A 23,054-nucleotide genomic window follows, 5' to 3' on the forward strand; every position below is an offset into this window, starting at 1 on the left:
TTCGCGAGCAGGCTCGCTCCCACAAGGTTCGGCGTTGATCCACGCAAAAAAACCATAAAAACAAAACAGGTACCTTGCGATGCACAACCAGATTGCCAGCTTCCGGGCGGCACTCGACGCCCGTCCTGTGTCCCGCTATCAGTGGTTGCTCTTGATCCTGCTCGCGTTGTTGCTAGTCACCGACGGCTATGACGCCCAAGTGCTCGGTTATGTGGTGCCGGCACTGGCGCAGGACTGGGGGCTGGAAAAATCTGCGTTCGGCCCTGTGTTCAGCGCCAACCTGCTGGGCCTCACCATCGGCTCTCTCGTCGTCACGCCAATGGCCGACCGCTTCGGCGTGCGCCGCATCCTGCTCGCCTGCGTACTGATTTACGCCAGCCTGACGGTGCTGATGGTGTTCGCCGATTCTCTGAATTCGCTGATGATCGCGCGCTTCATCTGCGGGATCGGCATGGGCGGCGCAATGCCCAGCGCCATGGCATTGATGTCGGAATATTCGCCACCACGCCTGCGCACATTGATGGTCACGCTGGCCGCGTGCGGCTTCTCGTTCGGCGGTGCGGCGGGTGGTTTTGTTGCGGCGGGGTTTATCGATCAATTCGGCTGGCAAGCGGTGTTTCTCGCCGGCGGTGTGACGCCGTTGCTGCTGTTCCCGTTCCTCTGGTGGATGCTGCCGGAATCCTTGCCGCGTCTGCTGCGCGATGCCCCGCCGTATGCGCGGCTGCGCAAAGTCACCGCGCGGATGCTGCCCGACTGGCAACCGCCAGCCGCCTCCGTTGAACAGAACGAGCAGGAGCAGGGCAGCAAACTGACCGTGGTCGAGTTGTTCCGTAACGGCTACGCGCGGCCGACGTTGCTGATCTGGGCGACGTTTTTCGTCAGCCTGATTTTGCTGTACTTCATGATCAGTTGGCTGCCGTCACTGTTGCTGGAAAGCGGCCTGAAACTCAACGAAGCCAACCTGGTGACGTCGATGTTCCTGTTCGCCGGGACCCTGGGCGCGATCTGCATGGCCTGGTTCGCCGACCGCTTGAAACGCAAGGTGCGTCTGTTATCCGCCGTGCTCGCGTGCGCGGCGTTTTGCACAATCCTGCTGGGACTCAATCACGACAACCCGCGTTATCTGGTGGCCTGCGTGTTTGCCGCAGGCTTCTGCATCATCGGCGGGCAACTGACCCTGAATGCGTTCGCCAGTAACTTCTATCCCGCGCATGTACGCGCCACTGGCACCGGTTGGGCGCTGGGGGTAGGGCGTTTCGGTTCGATTCTCGGGCCGCTGTTCGGCAGTTTGCTGTTGGCGATGCATATTCCGGTGGAGCAGATTTTCTTCTTCTGCGCGATTCCGGCCGTCATTGCCGCACTGTTGATCATTCAGGTGCGTTCGCCTGCGGATGCAACTGCAACTTCAGGGGTTGGGGAGTCTGTCAGATCCTGAAGAGCAAAAGATCGCAGCCTTCTGCAGCGATCTTTTGCGTCTAATGAACAACAGAATTGGGGGGAAGATGCCCAAGCCGTTCGGTCAGGCGCAGACGCTGGATTGGATCGTCGCTGAGCAACAAGGCATGTTCCAGATCGAAACGCTCGGCATTCGGGCAATCCAGTTTTTGATACAGACTGGCCCGAGCGAGGTAATCGGCGGCACCGGCATCACCCAGTTCCAGCACACGTTCGGCATCGATCAGCGCAGCAATAAAGTCGTCGTGACTCGAGTGCAACTGACGAAGGTTACGCGACAGGCGCTGGAGCATCTGCACCGGTGTGGCGGTCAGTAGATGCTCAGAATTGATTTTCATGTGCGCCCCATATTGGCGCTGCAACAGTTCGCGACAGTCATTGGGATACAGGCGTCGACCACCGCACGGATCAAGCAAGTGATCGGCGCCTGGCACCCGTAGCAGGAAGTGCCCGGGGAAATTGACCCCGACCAGTGGAATCTCCAGGGCGCGCGCCAACTCCAGGGCAATCAAGGCCAGTGCCAACGGTTGTCCGCGGCGGGTTTGCAAGACTTTATGCAGCATTGCAGCCTGCGGGCGCAGCGGCAGGAAGTCATCTTGGGCGAAGCCCAGATCAGTCATGCGCCGCAACAACGGCTGCGCCAGTTCACTCACCGGCAGCATCGGCAAGCCGTAACTGACCCGCTGCTGCAGATCCTTGAAGTCTTGCAGCAGCGTTTGGGGATCGATAGCTTTTTCGTGCTCGGCCGCCATCCACAGCGCGGCTTCGAACAGCGCGGGCGGGGAGCGGTGCAGACACTCGAAAAAACGTTGGCGCGGACTCATTGAAATCTCCGGGGAATGCCTCGTTTTAGCCCCGTCCGTGCCATTCGTCCAGTGTCTGGCAACTCGGGCCCGGGGTTATGCCGCAAAGCCATCATCGCCATCGATGCTTATTCCGGTGCGCTCCAGCAATTTTCGGGCGCAAGCCTATACTGGCGTTCTACAAGAAGTGATTCGGGAGCCCAACGATGTTTGCGCTCATGCAAAGCACTCGCCTGGAATCGCTGCACCTGAGCGTTGACCCGGTTTCCGGGTTGAAGGCGGTCATAGCCATTCATAACAGTCGTCTGGGGCCGGCCCTGGGCGGGTGCCGTTACCTTGCCTATCCCAATGACGAGTCGGCCGTCGAAGACGCTATTCGTCTCGCCCAGGGCATGAGCTACAAAGCCGCGCTGGCCGGATTGCCTCAGGGCGGTGGCGTTGCAGTGATCGTAAGACCGGTGCACGTGGAAAACCGTGGCGCACTGTTCGAAGCCTTTGGTCGCTGCATCGATCAGCTCGACGGCCGCTACATCACCGCTATCGACAGTGGCACCTCGGTTGCGGACATGGATTGCATAGCCCAGCAGACCCAGCATGTCACCAGCACCACGTCGGCGGGCGATCCTGCGCCGCACGCAGCGATGGGCGTGTTTGCCGGGATTCGTGCAACCGCCATGGCACGGTTGGGCAGCGACAATCTCGAAGGTTTGCGTATCGCCATTCAGGGTTTGGGCAATGTCGGTTTTGCGCTGGCCGAGCAACTGCACGCCGCCGGGGCCGAACTGCTGGTCAGCGACATTGACCACGGCAAGGTGCAACTGGCGATGGAGCAGCTCAACGCTCACCCGATCGCCAACGATGCGTTGCTCAGTACGCCCTGCGACATACTCGCTCCGTGCGGGCTGGGCGGTGTGCTGAGCAGTCACTCGGTTGCACAATTACGTTGCTCGGCGGTGGCCGGGTCGGCCAACAATCAGCTGACGCATCTGGATGTGGCTGATCAATTGGAGCGGCGCGGAATTCTTTATGCGCCGGACTATGTGATCAATGCCGGTGGTCTGATTTATGTCTCGCTGAAACATCGTGGCGAGGAACTGACCACCATTACCGCGCACCTGTCGAAAATCAGTTCACGGCTGACCGAAGTGTTTGCTCATGCGCAGGCGGAAAAACGCTCGCCAGCGCGGGTGGCGGATGAGTTGGCGGAAAGGGTTTTGTATCGGTAGGTTTCGAAGGCATGAAAAAGGCCCTGAGTCGTACGACTCAGGGCCTATTCAATTCGGGCATAAATTACTTCGCCGCTTTCGCTGCTTTGGCTGGTTTCACCGGCGCTTCAGCAGATTCCTCGACCTCGGCTTTTTCGACCGGCTCAGCCGGCGCATTGATCAGCTCCGACAATGCATCAGGCTGGCTCTTGAACGCCCGGGCGAACACATCGCGGTTCTTCGCCATGTAAATCCCGGCTTCTTCCACTTGCTGCTCAGTCAGCGACGGAACAGCTTTTTGCAGCACATCGGCCAAGTATTCGGCCAGTTCGAGCATTTTGTCATGACGGTCAGCTTCGGCTTTATCCATGAACAAGCGCTCCAGATCTCGGCTGCTGCGGTATACCACTTCGACGGCCATTCACCACCTCACATGCCTTCACATTAGTTGTCTTTGCGACCACTGTATTTATATACAGCGAAAAGGATAAGCGAATCCCTGCGCTTTGGGTAGTGGCTTTTCAATGTAGACCGGATTTGGAGTTTGTCAGATCGACCGTGTCGCCTTCATTCGCGAGCAAGCTCGCTCTCACAGGGGCGGGTGCGAGGCCGAGAGTGCGACCAAACGCCACGGCGCGGGTTTTGCGGCGTCTCGCCATGATGCGTGGCCCTGTTTCTGCATGAAATCAGGCGCGTGAAGAAAAACCGTCACGTCCAACACGCATCATCCGCTCGCATCGAGCTAAGGAAACATCATCGTGAAAATCAACTGGGCCGAGAAACTGCGGCAAAACGTGCATCAACTGGCCGAGTCTCTGGGCAATCTGTTCGTCGAGACCTTCCACTACCTGGCGCTGTTCGCCATCGGTGCGGTCACCGCGTGGGCGGCGGTGATGGAGTTTCTCGGGATGCTCGAAGTCGGGCATATCAAGATCGATGACATTCTGCTGCTGTTTATTTATCTGGAATTGGGGGCGATGGTCGGGATTTACTTCAAGACCAACCATATGCCGGTGCGTTTCCTGATCTACGTGGCGATCACTGCGCTGACGCGGCTGCTGATCTCCAACGTCTCGCACCACAATCCGCCAGACATGGGCATCATTTATCTGTGCGGCGGGATTCTGCTGCTGGCGTTCGCGATTCTGGTGGTGCGTTACGCCTCGTCGCAATTCCCTTCGGTGAAGATTGAACACCCGCAACGCAAGATTGGTACGGGGTCCGGTGAGCATCCCGAAGTCGAGAAGGGCGAGCTTTAAAGCCCGGCGGCTTGCCGGGGCTGGCCGATGACTTTTGGCGGTGGCGGGGTCAGCCCGTCGCCGCTGGTCATGGCTTCGAGGATCGCCATGGCACTGTGGCCCTGTTCGATGGCGATGCCGAACTGAATGCTTTGCACCAGACGCTTCAGGCGTGTGGGGTCGTTGCGCTGTTCAGCGCTGATCATCCGTTTGGCCACGATGCGGCCGCTGTTGGACAGAGTCAGCATGATGCTGCCGTCCAGGCCCTGAATGCTCAAGTTGATCTGATAGTCCGGCGCGAAGGCATCGGTAATGATCTGAAAAGGGTTGTCCATGATGCGTCACCGCCTGATTGAACGTGCAGTTGTTGACCGGCCGTGATCTGGTTGGTTCGCCCCTCCAGACCACCGGCCATTCCGTGGCCATATCGCCATTATCGTGTTGATCAGGTGTAGCAAGGGCTATGCCGGGAATCTTGTCGGACAATGGATACGGCATAAAAAAGGCGAGCCCATGGCTCGCCTTGTTTATTTGTGGCCCGTTTCAGGGCGCGTGACCGCTCACAGTGCAATTAGCCGGTCAGCATTCCACCCAGTTCACCGCCAAGCCGCCCCTTGAAGTCTCTTTGTATTTGTCGTGCATGTCGGCGCCGGTATCACGCATGGTGCGGATCACCCGGTCGAGAGAAATGAAGTGGTTGCCGTCGCCGCGCAGAGCCATTTGCGTGGCGTTGATCGCTTTCACCGCAGCAATGGCATTGCGCTCGATACACGGCACTTGCACCAGGCCGCCCACCGGGTCGCAGGTCAGGCCGAGGTTGTGTTCCAGGCCGATTTCAGCGGCGTTTTCCAGTTGTTCCGGGGTTGCTCCGAGTACGTCGGCCAGGCCGGCAGCGGCCATGGCGCAGGCCGAACCGACCTCACCCTGACAGCCGACTTCGGCGCCGGAGATGGACGCATTTTTCTTGCATAAAATGCCGACGGCGGCCGCGCCCAGGAAGAAATTGACGACGTCATCGTCAGACGCATCCGGGTTGAATTTCATGTAGTAGTGCAACACCGCCGGAATGATCCCGGCGGCACCGTTGGTCGGCGCGGTCACCATGCGTCCGCCAGCGGCGTTTTCTTCGTTGACGGCAAGGGCGAAGAGGTTGACCCACTCCATTGCCGACAGCGTCGAGCTGATGACATTCGGCTTGCCGATTTCCAAGAGACTGCGATGCAATTTCGCTGCACGGCGCGGGACATTCAGACCGCCGGGCAGAATGCCTTCGTGGCGCAGGCCTTGTTCGACGCACTCTCGCATCACCGACCAGATGTGCAACAGACCTTGACGGATCTCAGCGTCGGAGCGCCAGGCGCGTTCGTTGGCCATCATCAATTCGGAAACACGCAAATTGTGCTGTTTGCACAGCGACAGGAGTTCGGCGGCGCTGGAAAAGTCGTAAGGCAGCACCACGTCACCGGCCGGGGATACACCGGACTCGGCTTCTGCCGCTTCGATAATGAAACCGCCACCCACCGAGTAGTACGTCTGCGTGAACAGCTCGGCGGTTTCGCCAAAGGCTGTCAGAGACATGGCGTTGGGGTGGTAGGGCAGGTTCTCGTCCAGCAACAGCAGATCGCGTTGCCAGTTGAAGGCAATCGAGCGTCCACCCGCGAGGGGCAGTTGGCCGGTTTCGCGCAGTTGCTGGATACGTGGCTCGATGGTCGACGGATCAATGCTGTCCGGCCATTCTCCCATCAGGCCCATGACCGTGGCGCGGTCGGTGGCATGGCCGACGCCAGTGGCCGACAGCGACCCGTACAAACGGATTTCCACACGACGTACGTCGTTCAACAAGCGTTGATCGGTCAGCGCCTGAGCGAAGGTTGCAGCGGCGCGCATCGGGCCGACGGTGTGGGAACTGGACGGACCGATGCCGACTTTGAATAGATCGAAAACACTGATAGCCATGCTAAACCCTTACAAGCAATGGAGTAGGAATCGCTGCCATTTTTTGTCGGACAAGCGCAATGTCGGCGATACTGCCTGCCTCGGTCTGCCGTGACCAACGAAACTTCCTAAGACAGCCTTTAGCAGGACTAAACAATGAGTCGTCAATTGCATGCCCAGACCTACGTCTGGCTGCAGGTGTTTTCCTGTGCCGCGCGGCACTTGTCGTTCACCCGTTGTGCAGAAGAACTGCACATCACCCCGGGGGCGGTCAGCCAGCAGATCCGCCAATTGGAAGAGCGCCTCGGTTTCCGTCTGTTTCATCGCCGTGCGCGTGGCGTGGAATTAAGCGCGCAAGGGCAGCGACTGGCGATAACGGTCAACGAAGCTTACGGCAGCATCGACGCCGAATTGCGCCGCCTCGATGCCGGGATGATCAGCGGGATTTTGCGGGTGCGTTCGATTCCGTCATTCCTGAGCAAATGGCTGACTCCACGCCTACCTCGCCTGCAACAGCGTTTTCCGGATATCCAGTTGCGGCTGGTGGCCGAGGACAGCAGCGTGCCTTTACATGAGGGCGACTTTGATCTGGCGATCGACCTGAACGACGGCAGCTATCCGGGGCTGTTATCCACAGCCTTGCTCGACGAGCAGATTTTTCCGGTGTGCGCGCCGAGCCTGCTCCGTGGACGTCCACCGCTGCATGGCCCGGCGGATCTGGTGCATTTCCCGTTGTTGCACGACATCACCGCCTGGCGTGGCAGTTACGAATATGCAGAGTGGGAATTCTATTTGAACGCGATTGGCTTCGAAGGCGCCGACGTGCGGCGGGGGCACACGTTCAATCGCAATCACCTGACCATCGAAGCGGCCATCGCCGGCATGGGCGTGGCGATTGCCCGGCGCACGCTGCTAAATGATGAGCTGGAGCGGGGCGCATTGATCGTGCCGTTCGGGCTGTCGGTGCCCAATCATAAACGTTATGTATTGCTGTATGCGCCAGGGGCGTTGAGCCATCCGGGCGTGCGTGCGGTGCATGACTGGCTGGTGGAGGAGGCGGGGATTTTTCGCAGTTTGCACCCGCTGAACGACGGGCAATTGTGAGCGAATTTTGCAGAGTGACGAGGCGACCCAACTCCCGACCTTACCAGCGCTTTGCCCGGTTGTCCGGCTTTTTTTGCGAATGAAAATTTTTCTTTTTTCAGGGGTTGAAATGTTTGGCAGTCGGGCCGATTGTTGTAATCAAGGGGTCACGAAATCCTGTTCAAGGCCTCTTGCGAGCTAGCTGAAATAAGGGATGAACTATGCAAATCCAAGTCAACAGCGATAACCATATTCAAAGTAGTCAACGACTGGAGGAGTGGGTACGTACAACCATTGAGAGCACGCTCGAACGTTATGAAGAAGACCTGACCCGTGTCGAAGTCCACCTGAGCGACGAGAACGGTGACAAACCAGGTCCCCATGACTTGCGCTGCCAACTGGAAGCGCGGCCAAAAGGCCATCAACCGATTTCCGTCACCCACAAAGCCGATTCGCTGGAACAGGCGATCGATGGTGCAGCCGAAAAACTGGAACACGCGCTGGAGCACCTGTTTGGCAAATTGCGCGGCAAACCACGCGCCGCTGTGGTGCCATTTAGCAAGGCGAATGACGCACTGCTGGAGGAAGAATTTCTTGAGAATGAACAGGCAGCGATCAACAGTTGATGCGCTGATTATTTAATCACCCAATGAGAACGGGCCTGCTGATGCAGGCCCGTTTTGTTTTCAGTGGTGGTCAAAACGCCACAGAAGTCTGCACATACACCGTCCGCGGTTCCCCCACGTATTTACCCTTGTTGTTGTCATCGAACGAACGCGTGAAGTATTGCGTGTTGAAGATGTTCTTCACCCCCACCGCCACATTCAGATCCGACAATTGCGGGCCGAAGTCATAGCCCGCGCGACTGCTGAACAGCATGTAGCCCGGGATCTTGCCGGTGCTGCCGTCGGCGCTTTCTTTCGAGGTGTTGGCGTTGTCGGCAAACTGATCGCTCTGGAAGCTGCTGTCCAGATTCAACTTCCACGGCCCCTCGGTGTAACCGACGCCAATCGTGCCTTTGTGTTTCGAAGAGAACGGCACGCGATTGCCTTTGTTCGGCCCGTCTTCGCGGATGGTCGCGTCAACGTAGGCGTAAGAGGCGTAGACATCGAAACCGGCCAGCGCCGGGCTCAAGTCGTCCAGCGCATAGTTGACGCTGGTCTCGATGCCTTGATGGCGGGTTTCGCCGCGAGCGATCACCGAATCATTGGTCTGGTTACTTTCGTATTGGTTGTCGAAGTTGATCAGAAACGCGCCAATCTCTGCGCGCAACGCGCCGTTGTCGTAACGGGTGCCGAGTTCCCAGGTGCGCGCCTTCTCCGGTTTCACTTCGCCGCTGCTCACGCGGTTGGGCATCTGGCTGTACTGCACGCTGCCGAACGAACCTTCGGTGTTGGCGTACAGGTTCCAGCTGTCAGTCAGGTGATAAAGCACGTTCAGTGCTGGCAGCGCGGTGTTGTAGTCGCCCTTGTATTTGACGTTGGTGAGGTTGTTGGTCTGCTGCGACTCGATCATTTCGTAGCGCACGCCCGGAGTGATCGTCCACTTGCCGATGTCGATACGGTCATCGACGAAGAACGCATTGGCTTCGGTGCCGCCGCGCGTATCGCGGTCGTTGCGGCTGTTGGTGGTCGGGTATTGATTGCTGGCAATCGGCGTGCGGTAGCGCAGTTCGTGGCCGGCCTCGTTGATGTAGCGATAGCCGACGCCGACTTCATGGCTGGTCGGGCCGAGATCGAAGCCCTGGGCGAAACGCGTTTCAAAACCGCGCACCCAATACTCGCGTGGCGACAGCGAGAGGAAGGTGCCTTGATCCAGATAACCGCTGCGCAAGGTTTTGGTGAAGAAGGTGTTGGCGGTGAATTCGCGGCGATCTTCCTGATAGCGATAGCCGAAATTGAACATCGTGCGCCGGCCCCAGAACTGGTCTTTCGGGCGCGTGGATTGATACGGATCGGCTTCGTAATCAGCGACGTTCAGGCCTCCGGGCATGTCAGCCTTGCCTTCGTAATACTGGGCCATGGCGTTGAAGCTGTTGGCCTCGTCGAGCTGATATTTGCCTTTGAGGATCAGGTCGTCGATCTCGGTATCGCTGTGCTCACGCCAGTCGCCGCCGCGAGTGCCGGAGTACAACAAAGCGCCGCCCAGACCGTTCTCGTTGGTACCGCCGGCCAGCAGATTGGCGCTGGTCTTGAAGCCGTCGTGGCTCGACGACGGACTGGTTTCCGTCTGGAAGCCGCCCTTGACCGTCGGCTCGTCGGGAATCGCCCGGGTCACGAAGTTGACCACGCCACCGACGTTCTGCGGGCCGTAACGCACCGCGCCACCGCCGCGCACCACGTCCACCGCATCCATGTTGCCCATGCTGATCGGCGCGAACGACAGTTGCGGTTGACCATACGGCGCAAAGGGCACCGGGATGCCATCCATCAACACCGTCGAGCGTGCGGCGAGACGTGGATTGAGACCGCGAATGCCGAAGTTCAGCGCCATATCATGGCTGCCGGTGCCGTTGTTTTCCGGGGCGTTGACGCCGGGAATGCGGTTGAGCACATCGCGCGCCTGGGTGGCGCCCTGGCGTTCGAAATCTTCGCGGCGGATCACGTCGCGAGCGCCAGGATGTTCGAAGACGTTGATTTGCTGCGCATCACCGAGCCAGTCGCCGACCACTTTGGAGGTGTCCAGCTCCAGCGCTGCGTCACCTGCCGGTTGCAGGCTGAAAGCGTTGTCGCCCTCGGCGCGCGCTTGCAGGCCGGTGCCTTCGAGCAATGCGTCAAGACCTTGCTCTGGCGTGTAACTGCCTTCCAGGCCGCGGCTTTGCACGCCACTGGTGACTTGCGAGCCGAAAGAAATCAGCAACCCGGCTTCGCGGCCAAATTGATTGAGGGCGTTTTCCAGCGACGACGGCGCAATGTGATAAGCCTTGGCGTCGGCAGCCAGCGCGACGGGCAGGGCGCTGAAACTCAGGCTGGCGCCGAGGACGAGGTTGCGAAGACTGCGGGCCAGCGGCGTGAGGCGGATGGGGTGCATGTCGGATGATCCTGAGAAGGTTGAATCAAGGGGGCTTTCCTTCTCTGTCACGCCAGATCTGAAAAACGGCTCATTTGTTTTTAAGTATTTTCAAACCCGTGCTTCGACACTGATCCAGTAGCGGGTAAATCGCTTCACGTTCACCGGCAAGCTGATTTCCAGCAGGTCGAGAATCCGCTCGCTGTCGTCCAGTGGATAAGTCCCGGAGATCAGCAGATCGGCGACCTTCCTGTCGCAATTGAGCTGCCCGCGACGGTAGCGTCCCAGCTCATCGAGGAAATCACCGAGGCGCATATGCGCGGCGACCAGCATGCCGTCGACCCAAGCGCCGCTGTTGGCGTCCAGTGATTTGGGTTCACTGACAGCGGTCGCGTTAAAACTCAGTTGTCGGGCGCCAGGCAGCAGCATTGGCGCGCGTGCGTTGCTGGTCAGTTCGACCCGACCTTCGAACAGCGCGACGTGCGTGCGATCGGCAAACTGACGCACGTTGAGGCGCGCGCCCTGGCTTTTCAGAACACCCTGCGCGGTGCGTATCTCGAATGATTGCGAGGCGCTCAGGAGCATTTCGCCTTCCAGCAAACGAATCAGCCGCTGCCCGCCATCTACATCCACTGAACTGGCCGTGTTGAGGTGCAACTGGTCGCCTGCACCCAATGCAATTTTGCGTCGCTGACCCACCGGGCTGCGGTAATCGGCGAGCAGCGGCGGCAGCGGATTGTGCTCGCGCATGCCCCAGGTAACGGCGGAGCCGGCGCCAAGAATCAGCAACAGTTTCAGTGCCTGACGGCGGCCGCCGGACTTCGGCCCGTTCAACGCCGCGTGCGCCAGCGGCGAGGACACCCCGCGCAAGCGCTGGTTGACTCGCGCGATGTGCTCCCAGGCGCGGCGGTGTTCGCTGTGCGCGTCCAGCCACTGTTGCAACGCCTGTTGCTGGCGCGCGCTGAACGCGCCCTGCTGCATTTCCAGCAGCCAGCTCACGGCCTGTTCGGCCACTTGTGCGGAGAAATCCGGGGCGCGGTTCACAGGGCGAAATAGCAGCGCATCGCCGCTTTGTTCAGATGGCGTTTGACCGTGGCCACAGAAATGCCTAGTTCAGCGGCGATCTGCGGATAGGTCAGGCCATCGACTTGCGCCAATAGAAAGGCGCGTTTGACCAGCGGTGGCAAACCGTCGAGCAGTTGATCCAGCTCCATCAGGGTTTGCAGGATGATCGCTTTGTCTTCTTCCGACGGCGCCACTAGTTCCGGCATCTGCGCCAGGGTGTCGAGGTAGGCGCGCTCCAGATCCTGCCGGCGGTAGTGATTGCACAGCACGCGCTTGGCAAGGGTGGTCAGAAAGGCGCGCGGCTCGATGATCACCGGTGCTTCGCGGGCGGTCAGCACTTTGATGAACGTGTCTTGCGCCAGATCCGCCGCGCTGTCCGGGCAGCCGAGTTTGCGCCGCAACCAGCCGGTCAGCCAGCTGTGGTGGGCCTGATAGAGCGATTCGACGGGATGGGCGGACGGCAACGGTATTACTCCGGGCGCACTGTTTGTACGTTAGAGAACAAGAACTGTTCGCATTGTAGGGGCGTCGGAGGTTGGCCGGCAATCAGATGCTTTTGCGTATGAGAATATTTATCATTAATATTGCTCGCCTGTTGGTTCGGCTTGTCGGCCGGACGTTTTCCGTTTCAGGGTCGAAACATGAAAGCCAAACTCGCCACGCTCCCCTTGTCCTATCGTCTTGCCGTCACCTCGCGGGTGCTGGCGGCGGTGTTTGGCGGCTATCTGGTTGCTGCGCTGGCCAGTGTCACGCTGACGATGTGGTTGCCCTTGAACCGTGCCGAAGCGGTGGTGACCGGCATGACTATTTCCTTTTTGGTCTATCTGGTCGCGGTGCTTTGGTGTTTCGCCTGCCGCACCGCCTGGTCGGCGTGGGTCGGTTTGCTGGTGCCGAGTGTGATTCTGGCGACCGTCTCCGGCGCCGCGCGCGGATTGGGTTACGCATGAAAGAGGGTTTCCGTCAGGCGATGGCCTGGTTGCACACCTGGGCCGGACTGGTGTTCGGCTGGTTGTTGTTCGCGATTTTCCTGACGGGAACCCTGGCCTATTTCAAGGATGAAACCAGTCACTGGATGCAGCCGGAAATCCCCGCGCGGCCGATCAATGCCGAGGCGAGCCTGACGCAGGCCCAGGATTATCTGCAACAACACGCGGCCGGCGCCTCGCGGTGGCTGATCGACCTGCCCGACGCCCGCGACCCTGGCCTGACCGTTCGCTGGCAACAAGCCCCGGCGAAACCCGGCGAGCGTGGCCGCTTCGAATCCAGAACCCTCGACGCTCAAACCGGCACCGAAGTGCAGGGCCGCGAAAGCATGGGCGGCGAGTTCTTCTACCGGTTCCACTTCCAGCTGCAAATGCCTTATCCGTGGGGCCGCTGGCTGGCGACGATCGCCGCGATGGTGATGTTCGTCGCGCTCATCACCGGGATCATCACCCACAAGAAAATTTTCAAGGACTTCTTCACCTTCCGCCCGCGCAAAGGTCAGCGTTCGTGGCTCGATGGGCATAACGCCGTGGGCGTTTTGGTGCTGCCGTTTCACTTGATGATCACCTACAGCAGCCTGGTGATCTTCATGTCGATGGTCATGCCGGCTAGCATCCTGGCGTCCTACGGCGGCGACACGCGCAAGTTTTACGATGAGGTTTTCCCGGCCTCGAAGACGCCGGAGCGAGCGAATGTTGCTGCTCCACTGGCACCCATGGCGCCCTTGTTGGCCAAGGCCAGCGAGCAATGGGTCGGTGGCCACACCGCGCGGCTCTCGGTGAGCAATCCCGGGGATGAAAATGCCTCGGTGGTGCTGTCGCGCGCCGGCGATCGTGTGGTTCACGATTTTGGCAGCGCAGTGACTTTTAACGGTGTCACTGGGCAGATGCTCAGCAGCACGCCGGATCAACCGGCGGCGATGGCGGTGGGCGGCGCTTTCTATGGTCTGCACATGGGCCATTTTGCCGGGCCGGTGTTGCGTTGGTTGTACTTCATTTGTGGCTTGGCGGGCACAGCCATGATCGGCACCGGGCTGGTGATCTGGCTCGGCAAGCGTCAGCTCAAACACGCCAAGAGCGGTGTGATGCCGTTCGAGTTGCGGCTGGTGGAAGTGCTGAACATCACCAGCATGGCCGGGCTTGTGTCGGCGGTGGCGGTGTTCTTCCTCGCCAATCGGCTGCTGCCAGTGGATCTGGCTGGACGCGCAGATTGGGAAGTGAATGCGTTCTTTATTGCCTGGGGTTTGAGCGTGGTGCATGCGTTATTGCGTACCGGGCGCAAGGCGTGGATCGAGCAGCTTGTGCTGGGTGCCGCGCTATTTATCGCGGTGCCACTGATCAATGCACTGACCACGCCGTGGAATCTCGGCGTAACGCTGGCGCAGGGTGATTGGGTACTCGCCGGTTTCGATCTGACGTGTCTGGCTACCGGTGTTTTCCTGGCCTGGGCCGCGTGGAAGGTGCAGCGTGCCGGCACCACGGTCAGGGTCAAAAAAACGCCCCGCGAAACGCACCGGCCGATCACGCTTGAGCAAGGGACAAACTGATGCTGCTGGCGCTTTTGCTTTGCTACGCCGGGTTCACGGCGCTGTGCCTGTCGATGCCTCGGCACCACGATGAATTGCTTGGCCACAAACCTTCGCCGCGACGCCGTCACGGCCTGACGCTGGCGGGTTGGTTGCTGCTGGGCTTATCGATTTGGGCGGCCGTGACGGCCAATGGCTGGAGTTTCGGGCTGGTCGACTGGTTTGCCGTGCTGATGCTCAGCGCATTGGCGCTAGTGCTGTTGCTGCCGTATCGCCCGCGTCTGGCATTGGCGCTGGCCGGGGTCAGTCTGTTGGCCAGCCCGGTCGCGGCATGGGCGCAGTGCTGAAGTGCTGATCGGTCTGCCTCCGGAATCCCGCGACGACGAGCCGCGCGGGGCGCGTGCGCATTTTCTGCAGGTGTTCCTGTCCCAACGTTCGCAGATGGAAGCGCTGGTGAACCGGCGCGTCGGTTGCCGGGCGACGGCGGCGGATCTGGTGCAGGATCTGTTTCTGCGTTTCTGGCGTCGGCCCTTGGTGCAAGTCGAGGAGCTCAGCACCTACCTGTTGCGCTGCGCTGGCAACATCGCCATCGACCATCTGCGCAGCGAAGGCACGCGGGTGCGCGTCAACGAAGGCTGGCAACCCGACTCACCGGACAGCCACTGCAGCGAGCCGCAAGCCGCGCTCGAAGCCGGCAATGATCTGCGCCATGTCGAAGCGGCCTTGCGTGCCTTGCCCGAGCGCACCCGGCAGATCTTTTTGCTCAATCGCATCCACGGCCGCAAGTACGCGGAAATCGCCAAAGCCATGGGCCTGTCCCAAAGCGCCGTGGAAAAACATATGATGCGCGCCCTCGAGGCCTGCAAGGCCAGCCTGCGCGAACCCGCGCCACGCACGCCATGGAAAGCACCGTGAAGCACATCGACCGCGTCCACCCGACGCCCGCTCAGGAACAGGCCGCTTTTGCCTGGCTGAGCCTGCTGCATGACCGGCCGAGTGCTGGCGATCAACTCACTTTCAGCCACTGGCTGCGCGCCGACCCGGCCCACGCTGAGGCTTACGCACAGGCGCAAGTGGTCTGGGAGTTGAGCGAAGGGCCGGCGCGTACCCTGGCCGATGAGGAGGCCTTGGCGTTGCAGGGTTATCTCAATGCGATGGATCGTCCGCGTCGTCCACAGCTCTTGCGCTGGTCCGGCGCGCTGGCGATGGCCGCGTGTCTGCTGTTGATGATCAGTCTTGGCACGGGTTGGCAGCCGCAGCGCTGGATCAATGATCTGGGCGCAGATTATGTGTCGGCACCTGGCGAGATCCGCACCGTGACATTGGTCGATAAAACGCAGGTGACACTGGACGCCGACAGCGCCATTGCGGTGAATTTCAGCCATGGCGAGCGTCATGTGCAGTTGCGTCGCGGCGCCGGTTTTTTCAGTGTCACTCACACTGGCGAGCCTTTCGTAGTCGAGGCCAAAAAGGGCCAGGTGCGGGTGCTCGGGACGCAATTTGAAGTGCGTCTGCAAGACCATGGCGCGCAGGTCACGGTGTTGTCCGGGCGGGTTGGGGTGACGAAGGATCGCGGTGCAGCGCAGCAGATTCTTACGGCCGGCCAGCAAGTGGCTTACGGCGATGGCGCGGCGGAAAAACTGCACGCGGTGGACAGCGAAGCGCAACTGGCCTGGCGGCAGGGTTGGCTGACTTATTACAAGTCGACGCTGGGCGATGTGGTGGCGGATCTGCGCCGGTATTACCCCGGGCGGATTGTGTTGCTCAACGATGAGTTGGCGGCGCGCAAGGTCAGCGGCAGTTTTCCGAGCAAGGACCCGCATGCGGTGTTGAGTTCGCTGCAAGGGGTGATGGGGTTTGAGCAGCATCGGATTTTAGGGCAGTTGATTATTTTGCGCTGACATTAAAGTCAAAAGATCGCAGCCTTCGGCAGCTCCTACATGGGATGGGTGTACCCCTGTAGGAGCTGCCGAAGGCTGCGATCTTTTGCTCCTGGAAAATATTTTCAAAATTGTGGTGAGGTAAACCTGAGCCCCATCCGTGTAGTGACTGAAACTGCGAGTCATTCGCATCCGTTGCGGTTCTACACAGGTCATTGAGCAATGAAGTCCAGGGCAAAATCGGGTTCGGTCAAACAGTGGTTGGGCGCTCAAGCGCTTAGTTTTTCCGCATTGGCGTTGCTGCCGATGAGCGTGGCGCTCGCCGCTGAATCCGTCAGCAGCCAGGCGCAAAAGCAGTTCAGTTTCTCCCTGGCCGCCAAACCGCTGCCCCAGGCCCTGAGCGACTTCAGCCGCGTTACCGGGCAAAGCGTGGTCTACACCGATGAAGCGCCGTACGGTCTCACCGCGCCGGCGGTCAACGGTCAGATGAGTGCCGAGCAAGCGCTGCAACGTCTGCTCACAGGTTCCGGCCTGAGCTTCCGCCGCACCGATAGCCATACCTTGGCGCTGGAGCCGCAACCCACTGAAGGCGCACTTAATCTCGGCGCGACCACCATCACCTCGATGCGTGACGAGTCCATGAGTTACCAGCCGCCGCAAACCAGCTCGGTGATGCGCTCATCGGCCTCGCTTCAGGAAATCCCGCAGACCGTCAACGTCATTCCCGCACAAGTGATCCGCGATCAGGCGCCGCGCAACCTTGATGACGCGCTGGCCAACGTCAGTGGCATCACCCAGGGCAACACCTTGGGCAGCACGCAGGATTCGGTGATGACCCGCGGCTTCGGCGATAACCGCAACGGCTCGATCATGCGCGACGGCATGCCGATCGTGCAGGGCCGTGGCATGAACGCCACGGTTGATCGCGTCGAAGTGCTCAAAGGCCCGGCGTCTTTGCTCTACGGAATTCAGGACCCGGGCGGGGTGGTCAACCTCGTCAGCAAGAAGCCCGAACTTGAGCAATACAACGCGCTGACGCTGCGTGGCTCGACCTACGGCGAAGGCAAAAACGGCAGTGGCGGCACCTTCGACAGCACCGGTGCGCTGGGTGAATCCGGGTTCGCTTATCGCCTGGTGCTCGATCACGAAGACGAAGATTACTGGCGCAACTACGGCACTCATCGCGAAACACTGATCGCCCCTTCGCTGGCCTGGTTCGGCGAACGCACCAAGCTGTCATTCGGCTACGAGCATCGCGAATTCCTCACGCCGTTCGATCGCGGCACGGTGATCGATCCGCGCACCAACCATCCGCTGAACATCTCGCGCAAGGAACGTCTCGACGAGCCGTTCAACGACATGGAAGGGCGTTCGGATCTGTATCACTTCGAGGCCGATCACGAACTCAACGATGACTGGAAAGCCCACTTCGGCTACAGCTGGAACCGCGAAACCTACGACGCCAGCCAGGTACGCATCACGGCCATCGACACCAATAAAGGCACGCTGACCCGCAGCATGGACGGCACCCACGGCGCGATCAGCACCGACCGTTTCACCACCGCCAGCCTCGAAGGCAAAGTCAACGTGTTGGGCATGCAGCATGACCTGGTGTTCGGCGTCGACGACGAGTACCGCAAGATCTATCGCGCCGACCTGATCCGCCAAAAAAGCCTGACGATGTTCAGCTACACCAACCCGGTGTACGGCCGCGAAGTGGAGGGCACCACGGTCAGCCCGGCAGACAGTGCCCAGACCGATTTGCTGCGCAGCGATTCGATATTTTTGCAGGACTCGATCCACCTCAACGACCAGTGGATTCTGGTCGCCGGCGGACGCTTTCAGGAGTACGACCAGTACGCCGGCAAAGGCGTGCCGTTCAAGGCTAACACCGACAGCAATGGCCAGAAATGGGTGCCGCGCGCGGGCCTGGTGTATCGCTACACCGATGAGCTGTCGTTCTATGGCAGCTACACCGAATCGTTCAAGCCCAACTCGACCATCGCCCCGCTGAGCGGCAGCAGCACCGTGCTCGACGGCAGCATTGCGCCGGAAGAAGCCAAGTCGTGGGAGCTGGGCGCACGGCTGGATATGCCGGGGCGCATCACCGGCAACATCGCGCTGTTCGATATCAAGAAACGCAACGTGCTTGTGGCCAACTCCGAAGGCCCGACGACGATTTACAGCGCTGCCGGTGAAGTGCGTTCGCGCGGTCTGGAAGTGGACATGACCGGTCAACTCAGCGACCGCTGGAGCATGATCGGCAGCTACGCCTACACCGATGCCGAAGTCACCGAAGACCCAACTTACAAGGGCAAACGCCTGCAAAACGTGGCGAAGAACAGCGGCTCATTGTCGGCGGTGTATGACTTCGGCAGCGTGATCGGCGGCGATCAACTGCGTATCGGTGCCGGAGCACGCTATGTCGGTGAGCGAGCAGGTAACGCGGTGAATGATTTCGACCTGCCGAGCTACACCGTGGCGGATGCCTTCGCTACTTACGACACCAAAGTCGAAGGTCAGAAGGTCAAGTTTCAGCTCAACGTGAAGAACCTTTTTGATCGCACGTATTACACCTCGGCGGCGAGTCGGTTCTTTGTGTCGATGGGGGATTCGCGGCAGGTTTCGTTGTCCAGCACTTTGGAGTTCTGATCCGCAACCGCGTCATCGTTCATCGCGAGCAGGCTCGCTCCCACAGGGAATTGCATTCCAAATGTGGGAGCGAGCCTGCTCGCGAAGAGGCCCTGAAAGGCACTTAAGATTTCAGGCCTAACGCAAGAACGCCTGCCGATACTCGCCGGGCGTCCCGCCTAAAACCTGCTTGAACCGATTGGTGAAATGACTCGCACTGGCAAACCCGCACGCCAGCGCAATCTCCCCCAGCGGCAACGCCGTCCCGCGCAACAACTCCCGCGCCCGGCTCAAGCGTCGTGCCAGCACATACTGATGTGGCGGCAGGCCGAAGCTCACGCGAAACATCCGCGCAAAGTGATATTCCGACAACGCACACAACCCGGCCAATTGCCCGAGGCTGATCGGCTCGGCCAACTGTGCGTCGATGAATTCCACCAATTGCCGACGCTGGTGCGGCGCCAGTCCGCCTTTCAAACGTAAACCCTGCCGGGCACCGACCTGACTGAGCAAGGTATGGCTGATCAATTCATGGGCAAGGCTGCTGGTCAGCAAACGCTCGGCGGGTTCGTCCCAATTCAGCGTCAGCAACTGACGAAAGCGTTGTGCCTGTTGCGGGTCTTCGAGAAAGGTCTGCTCACGCAACTGCATCTCTCGCGGCTCGCGATCGAGCAGCGTGACGCAACCGAGGGCAAACTGTTCGGCGCTGAAATACAGATGCGCCAGGCGAATATCGCCATTGATCACCCAACCCGATTCGTGATCCGCCGGCAGGATGCACAGCTTGTCCGGCCCGCCCTTGTGGCCCGGCTGACCGCGACGAAACGTACCGGTCCCGCCAGCGATGTAGCAGGACAGGGTGTGATGGCTCGGCGCTTCATATTCCTGCGCATCGTGATGATTGGTCCACAGAGCCGCAGACAAGCCGTCACCGAGCTCGGCGCTGTGCACAAGGCGTGCGTTCGGCGAGCGGTTAAGTGCTTGAAAGACTTGCAGCGTATCGATGGCGGCCATGATCAGTTCTCTTCAACGCTTTGCATCCTACTCCGTAGCCCCGGCGCTGCCAGCCTGCCGGGCGACAAAAGCGCAAGTTTATGCAAGCGCTTGCCGCCTGCCGAAGCAGACACTCAAGGCCTATCAAGGAGTGTTCGCCATGAATCTGTCGTTGTATCTGTTGACCGTGCTGATCTGGGGCACCACCTGGATTGCCCTGAAATGGCAACTGGGCGTGGTGGCGATTCCGGTGTCGATCGTCTATCGCTTCGGCCTCGCGGCGCTGGTGCTGTTCGTTTTGCTGTTGCTCAGCCGTCGCTTGCAACCGATGAACCGGCGCGGCCATTTGATCTGCGTGGCTCAGGGCTTGTGCCTTTTTTGCGTCAACTTCATGTGCTTTCTCACCGCCAGTCAGTGGATACCCAGCGGTCTGGTGGCGGTGGTGTTCTCCACCGCAACCTTGTGGAACGCGCTCAATGCGCGGGTGTTCTTCGGCCAGCGAATTGCCCGCAATGTGTTGATGGGCGGGGCGCTGGGTTTGTTCGGCCTGGGCATGTTGTTTTGGCCGGAGCTGGCCGGTCATCAGGCCAGCCCGCAAACCTTGCTTGGCCTGGGACTGGCCCTGTGCGGCACGTTGTGCTTCTCGGCGGGCAATATGCTCTCGAGCCTGCAACAGAAGGCCGGTCTCAAGCCGCTGACCACCAATGCCTGGGGCATGGCTTATGGCGCGGCAATGCTGACGGTGTGGTGCCTGGTCAAAGGCATTCCGTTCGACATGGACTGGTCGCCGCGTTACGTCGGTGCGCTGCTGTATCTGGTGATTCCGGGCTCGGTGATCGGTTTCACCGCGTACCTGACGCTGGTCGGGCGCATGGGGCCGGAACGTGCGGCTTACTGCACGGTGCTGTTCCCAGTGGTGGCGCTGAACGTCTCGGCGTTTGCCGAGGGTTACCAGTGGACAGCTCCGGCGCTGGTCGGTCTGGTATTGGTGATGCTGGGTAACGTGCTGGTGTTTCGTAAACCGAAAGCGGTGGTGCCGCCGGTGCAGGGGAAGTTGGCTTGAAATAAACGAGCGCTGAACTTCAGCGCTCGACTTTCAATGTGATGTAAATCATTACCGGGAATATAAAATCAACGATGTGGCGTGCCCAGTCCTTGGCATTCCATGATTGAGAAGTGTCCATATCAAACCATTCCACACCCACGGTTTGCAGGCACACGTAATAAATGAATATCGCCGCCAGTATGCCCAAGATCGAGAACTTTTTCGCCTCGTGAAATACCTCGGCGGAGGCGTTGATGTTGCGATAGAGCTGATAGGTGCCTATCAGGCACAACACCGTATACGTGACTTCCAGTGTGATGATGAACCAGTAGATCCGGTGATGAATCATCGGCGATTCGATGGCTCGGTACTTGATGGTTTCACTGGCAGTGGTGGTGTCCATGCTTAGGATATGGGCCACGTAAGTGTAGTTTGAGTCATAGTCGGTGAAGTTGTGGATCATCACCAGCAGACCAAAGAAGCTGATGTAAGCCATCAATATAACTTTGCTGTAGCGAATAAGTTTGTCGGTTGTCAGGGCGTTCAAGGTTTGGGCTCTCCATAGCGCTTGCCGATCATTCGACAGCCGGGAGGAGCTTATAACGCTGTTGTTTAATTTGGTTTGTTGTTCAATTTCAAGTTGTGTATGGCGATAACTAACGGGCAAGTGCGATGTTGCACTTGCCCGTATTTTTTTATCCGCGCCAGACTTGCGGGTTGACCAAGTCCTGCGGGCGTTCGCCGAGCAGCGCGCTGCGCAGGTTGGCGAGTGCGCGATTGGCCATGGCTTCGCGGGTTTCATGGGTGGCGGAACCGATATGCGGCAAGGTCACAGCGTTTTTCAGCTGGAACAGTGGCGATTCTGCCAGCGGTTCTTTCTCGTAGACGTCCAGGCCGGCACCGCGAATCTGATTGTTTTGCAGTGCTTCGATCAGCGCGGGTTCATCGACCACCGGGCCGCGGGAGATGTTGACCAGAATCGCGCTCGGTTTCATCAGGGCCAGTTCGCGATGGCTGATGAGGTGGCGGGTCTTGTCGCTGAGGGGCACCACGAGGCAAACGAAATCGGCTTCGGCGAGCAGTTGGTCGAGGCTGCGAAATTGCGCGCCGAGTTCTTGTTCAAGGTCGGTCTTGCGGCTGTTGCCGCTGTAGATGATCGGCATGTTGAAGCCGAACCGGCCACGGCGGGCGACGGCGGCACCGATGTTGCCCATGCCGACGATACCGAGGGTTTTGCCGTGCACGTCACAGCCGAACAGTGGGGCGCCGACGCTGGCTTGCCATTGGCCGGCCTTGGTCCAGGCGTCGAGTTCGGCGACGCGGCGGGCGCTGCTCATGATCAGGGTGAAGGCGAGGTCGGCGGTGCTTTCGGTGAGCACGTCCGGGGTGTTGGTGAGCATGATCCCGCGTTCGTTGAAGTAGTCGAGGTCGTAGTTGTCGTAGCCGACGGAGACGCTGGAGACCACTTCCAGTTTGGCGGCGGTTTCGAGTTGGGCTTTGCCGAGTTTGCGGCCGACGCCGATCAGGCCGTGGGCGTGGGGCAGGGCTTCGTTGAATTGGGCGTTGATGTCGCCGTTTTTTGGGTTGGGGACGATGACGTCGAACTCTTGTTGCAGGCGTTCGATCATTGGGGGGGTGATGCGGCTGAAGGCCAGGACAGTTTTTTTCATCGTTTTTGGCTCTTGTTCGGGCTTGATGCCAAGCAAGCTAACATTTCTGTTTTGGGTTGTCTTGGCGGCCTCTGGGCCGACCATGTTCTTGGGGGTTTTGGGTGTATATCCGTTGCTTGGGGTGTTGCTGATTAGGGTTCCGCCCTTACGGCGGGTCACTTTTTCCAAACGCCGAAAAAGTAACCAAAAAGGCTTGCTCCTACGTACGGCCCGCTCGCTGGGGCTCGGGGTTCCTTCGCTCCGGGATCGATCCGGGCGCAGCGTCTACGGTTTGCTTCGCTGCACCTCCTCTCGCTGTGTTTGGCTTCGCCAAACGGTCGCTGCGCTCCCACCCCCGGATCAATCCCTCCGCTCAGCCTTCCGATGTCGCCCGTGGATCAAGATCAAGAGCTGCAGCCGAGCTAACGCTCATCCTGTTGAGTGGTAAGGAGCGGGTGGTTGGCTTTTGGTTTGTGTTGGATTCGCCCCTCACCCCAGCCCTCTCCCTAGGGAGAGGGAGCTGATTTTTGGGCTTTTCGGAATGTTGATTCGAC

21 protein-coding genes and 1 pseudogene are annotated in these 23,054 nt (G+C 59.7%); 12 read left to right on the forward strand and 10 right to left on the reverse strand.

Annotated elements, in window-relative coordinates:
* Nucleotides 1-79: 79 nt before the first annotated feature.
* Entirely contained in the window at nt 80-1,435 is a 1,356-nt protein-coding gene (locus IAI51_RS01290; RefSeq protein ID WP_187676829.1) for an MFS transporter, read from the forward strand.
* A gap of 40 nt (nt 1,436-1,475) precedes the next feature.
* Here the strand turns inward: IAI51_RS01290 and IAI51_RS01295 are convergent, their stop codons facing one another.
* Nucleotides 1,476-2,279 (reverse strand): transglutaminase family protein, encoded by an 804-nt coding sequence (locus IAI51_RS01295; RefSeq protein ID WP_187676830.1) that lies wholly within the window; start codon nt 2,277-2,279, stop codon nt 1,476-1,478.
* Nucleotides 2,280-2,464: 185 nt separating this feature from the next.
* Between IAI51_RS01295 and IAI51_RS01300 the strand changes: the two genes are divergently transcribed.
* Nucleotides 2,465-3,484 carry a Leu/Phe/Val dehydrogenase gene (locus IAI51_RS01300; RefSeq protein WP_187676831.1) on the forward strand — a complete coding sequence of 340 codons (1,020 nt, stop codon included), beginning with the start codon at nt 2,465-2,467 and terminating at the stop codon, nt 3,482-3,484.
* Nucleotides 3,485-3,629: 145 nt separating this feature from the next.
* Here IAI51_RS01300 and IAI51_RS01305 read toward each other — a convergent pair.
* A pseudogene (locus tag IAI51_RS01305) lies at nt 3,630-3,884 on the reverse strand (YebG family protein); the annotation flags it as partial.
* Nucleotides 3,885-4,221: 337 nt separating this feature from the next.
* Here IAI51_RS01305 and IAI51_RS01310 point away from each other — a divergent pair.
* Complete coding sequence (locus IAI51_RS01310; protein ID WP_187676832.1) at nt 4,222-4,722, forward strand: phosphate-starvation-inducible protein PsiE; 501 nt, start codon at nt 4,222-4,224, stop codon at nt 4,720-4,722.
* On the opposite strand, the gene IAI51_RS01315 is transcribed toward IAI51_RS01310, so the two are convergent.
* Both IAI51_RS01315 and IAI51_RS01320 read right to left on the reverse strand, forming a co-directional pair.
* Nucleotides 4,719-5,036: a DUF3509 domain-containing protein gene (locus tag IAI51_RS01315; protein ID WP_187676833.1), complete on the reverse strand. Its 318-nt coding sequence runs from the start codon at nt 5,034-5,036 to the stop codon at nt 4,719-4,721. The genes IAI51_RS01310 and IAI51_RS01315 overlap by 4 nt on opposite strands.
* A 244-nt stretch (nt 5,037-5,280) precedes the next feature.
* The gene (locus tag IAI51_RS01320; protein WP_187676834.1) at nt 5,281-6,657 is read right to left on the reverse strand and encodes an L-serine ammonia-lyase; all 1,377 of its coding nucleotides are present in this window, start codon (nt 6,655-6,657) and stop codon (nt 5,281-5,283) included.
* A gap of 135 nt (nt 6,658-6,792) precedes the next feature.
* On the opposite strand from IAI51_RS01320, the gene IAI51_RS01325 reads away from it, so the two are divergent.
* Both IAI51_RS01325 and IAI51_RS01330 read left to right on the forward strand, forming a co-directional pair.
* A complete protein-coding gene (locus IAI51_RS01325) occupies nt 6,793-7,740 on the forward strand; it encodes a LysR substrate-binding domain-containing protein (RefSeq protein WP_187676835.1) in 948 nt (315 codons plus the stop codon).
* A gap of 200 nt (nt 7,741-7,940) precedes the next feature.
* Complete coding sequence (locus tag IAI51_RS01330; protein WP_034154535.1) at nt 7,941-8,345, forward strand: HPF/RaiA family ribosome-associated protein; 405 nt, start codon at nt 7,941-7,943, stop codon at nt 8,343-8,345.
* 70 nt (nt 8,346-8,415) lie between these two features.
* Here the strand turns inward: IAI51_RS01330 and fecA are convergent, their stop codons facing one another.
* From fecA to IAI51_RS01345, 3 genes are all read right to left on the reverse strand, one after another.
* Complete coding sequence (fecA, locus tag IAI51_RS01335) at nt 8,416-10,749, reverse strand: TonB-dependent Fe(3+) dicitrate receptor FecA (protein WP_187676836.1); 2,334 nt, start codon at nt 10,747-10,749, stop codon at nt 8,416-8,418.
* 90 nt (nt 10,750-10,839) lie between these two features.
* Nucleotides 10,840-11,772, reverse strand: a complete 933-nt coding sequence (locus IAI51_RS01340; RefSeq protein WP_187676837.1) for a FecR domain-containing protein — start codon at nt 11,770-11,772, stop codon at nt 10,840-10,842.
* Nucleotides 11,769-12,257: a sigma-70 family RNA polymerase sigma factor gene (locus IAI51_RS01345; protein WP_187676838.1), complete on the reverse strand. Its 489-nt coding sequence runs from the start codon at nt 12,255-12,257 to the stop codon at nt 11,769-11,771. The genes IAI51_RS01340 and IAI51_RS01345 overlap by 4 nt, the downstream gene beginning before the upstream one ends.
* Before the next feature lie 177 nt (nt 12,258-12,434).
* Between IAI51_RS01345 and IAI51_RS01350 the strand changes: the two genes are divergently transcribed.
* From IAI51_RS01350 to IAI51_RS01375, 6 genes are all read left to right on the forward strand, one after another.
* Nucleotides 12,435-12,740, forward strand: coding sequence for a DUF3649 domain-containing protein (locus IAI51_RS01350; RefSeq protein ID WP_187676839.1), 306 nt, complete (start codon nt 12,435-12,437; stop codon nt 12,738-12,740).
* A complete protein-coding gene (locus IAI51_RS01355) occupies nt 12,737-14,323 on the forward strand; it encodes a PepSY-associated TM helix domain-containing protein (RefSeq protein ID WP_187676840.1) in 1,587 nt (528 codons plus the stop codon). Before IAI51_RS01350 ends, IAI51_RS01355 begins: the two co-directional genes overlap by 4 nt.
* The gene (locus tag IAI51_RS01360) at nt 14,323-14,649 is read left to right on the forward strand and encodes a DUF3325 domain-containing protein (protein WP_187676841.1); all 327 of its coding nucleotides are present in this window, start codon (nt 14,323-14,325) and stop codon (nt 14,647-14,649) included. The genes IAI51_RS01355 and IAI51_RS01360 overlap by 1 nt, the downstream gene beginning before the upstream one ends.
* Nucleotide 14,650: 1 nt before the next feature.
* Nucleotides 14,651-15,217 (forward strand): RNA polymerase sigma factor, encoded by a 567-nt coding sequence (locus IAI51_RS01365; protein ID WP_187676842.1) that lies wholly within the window; start codon nt 14,651-14,653, stop codon nt 15,215-15,217.
* Nucleotides 15,214-16,203, forward strand: a complete 990-nt coding sequence (locus IAI51_RS01370) for a FecR family protein (protein ID WP_187676843.1) — start codon at nt 15,214-15,216, stop codon at nt 16,201-16,203. The genes IAI51_RS01365 and IAI51_RS01370 overlap by 4 nt, the downstream gene beginning before the upstream one ends.
* A gap of 201 nt (nt 16,204-16,404) precedes the next feature.
* Nucleotides 16,405-18,834 (forward strand): TonB-dependent siderophore receptor, encoded by a 2,430-nt coding sequence (locus IAI51_RS01375; RefSeq protein ID WP_187676844.1) that lies wholly within the window; start codon nt 16,405-16,407, stop codon nt 18,832-18,834.
* Between the two features lie 117 nt (nt 18,835-18,951).
* Here the strand turns inward: IAI51_RS01375 and IAI51_RS01380 are convergent, their stop codons facing one another.
* Nucleotides 18,952-19,827 (reverse strand): AraC family transcriptional regulator, encoded by an 876-nt coding sequence (locus IAI51_RS01380; protein WP_187676845.1) that lies wholly within the window; start codon nt 19,825-19,827, stop codon nt 18,952-18,954.
* Nucleotides 19,828-19,966: 139 nt separating this feature from the next.
* On the opposite strand from IAI51_RS01380, the gene IAI51_RS01385 reads away from it, so the two are divergent.
* Nucleotides 19,967-20,869, forward strand: coding sequence for a DMT family transporter (locus IAI51_RS01385; RefSeq protein WP_187676846.1), 903 nt, complete (start codon nt 19,967-19,969; stop codon nt 20,867-20,869).
* Nucleotides 20,870-20,888: 19 nt separating this feature from the next.
* Here IAI51_RS01385 and IAI51_RS01390 read toward each other — a convergent pair whose 3' ends face one another.
* A complete protein-coding gene (locus tag IAI51_RS01390) occupies nt 20,889-21,398 on the reverse strand; it encodes a DUF2165 family protein (RefSeq protein ID WP_187676847.1) in 510 nt (169 codons plus the stop codon).
* A gap of 148 nt (nt 21,399-21,546) precedes the next feature.
* Nucleotides 21,547-22,521 carry a 2-hydroxyacid dehydrogenase gene (locus IAI51_RS01395; RefSeq protein ID WP_187676848.1) on the reverse strand — a complete coding sequence of 325 codons (975 nt, stop codon included), beginning with the start codon at nt 22,519-22,521 and terminating at the stop codon, nt 21,547-21,549.
* Nucleotides 22,522-23,054 lie beyond the last annotated feature (533 nt).

The organism is Pseudomonas sp. N40(2020) (assembly GCF_014472415.1).
Classification (GTDB): Bacteria; Pseudomonadota; Gammaproteobacteria; order Pseudomonadales; family Pseudomonadaceae; genus Aquipseudomonas.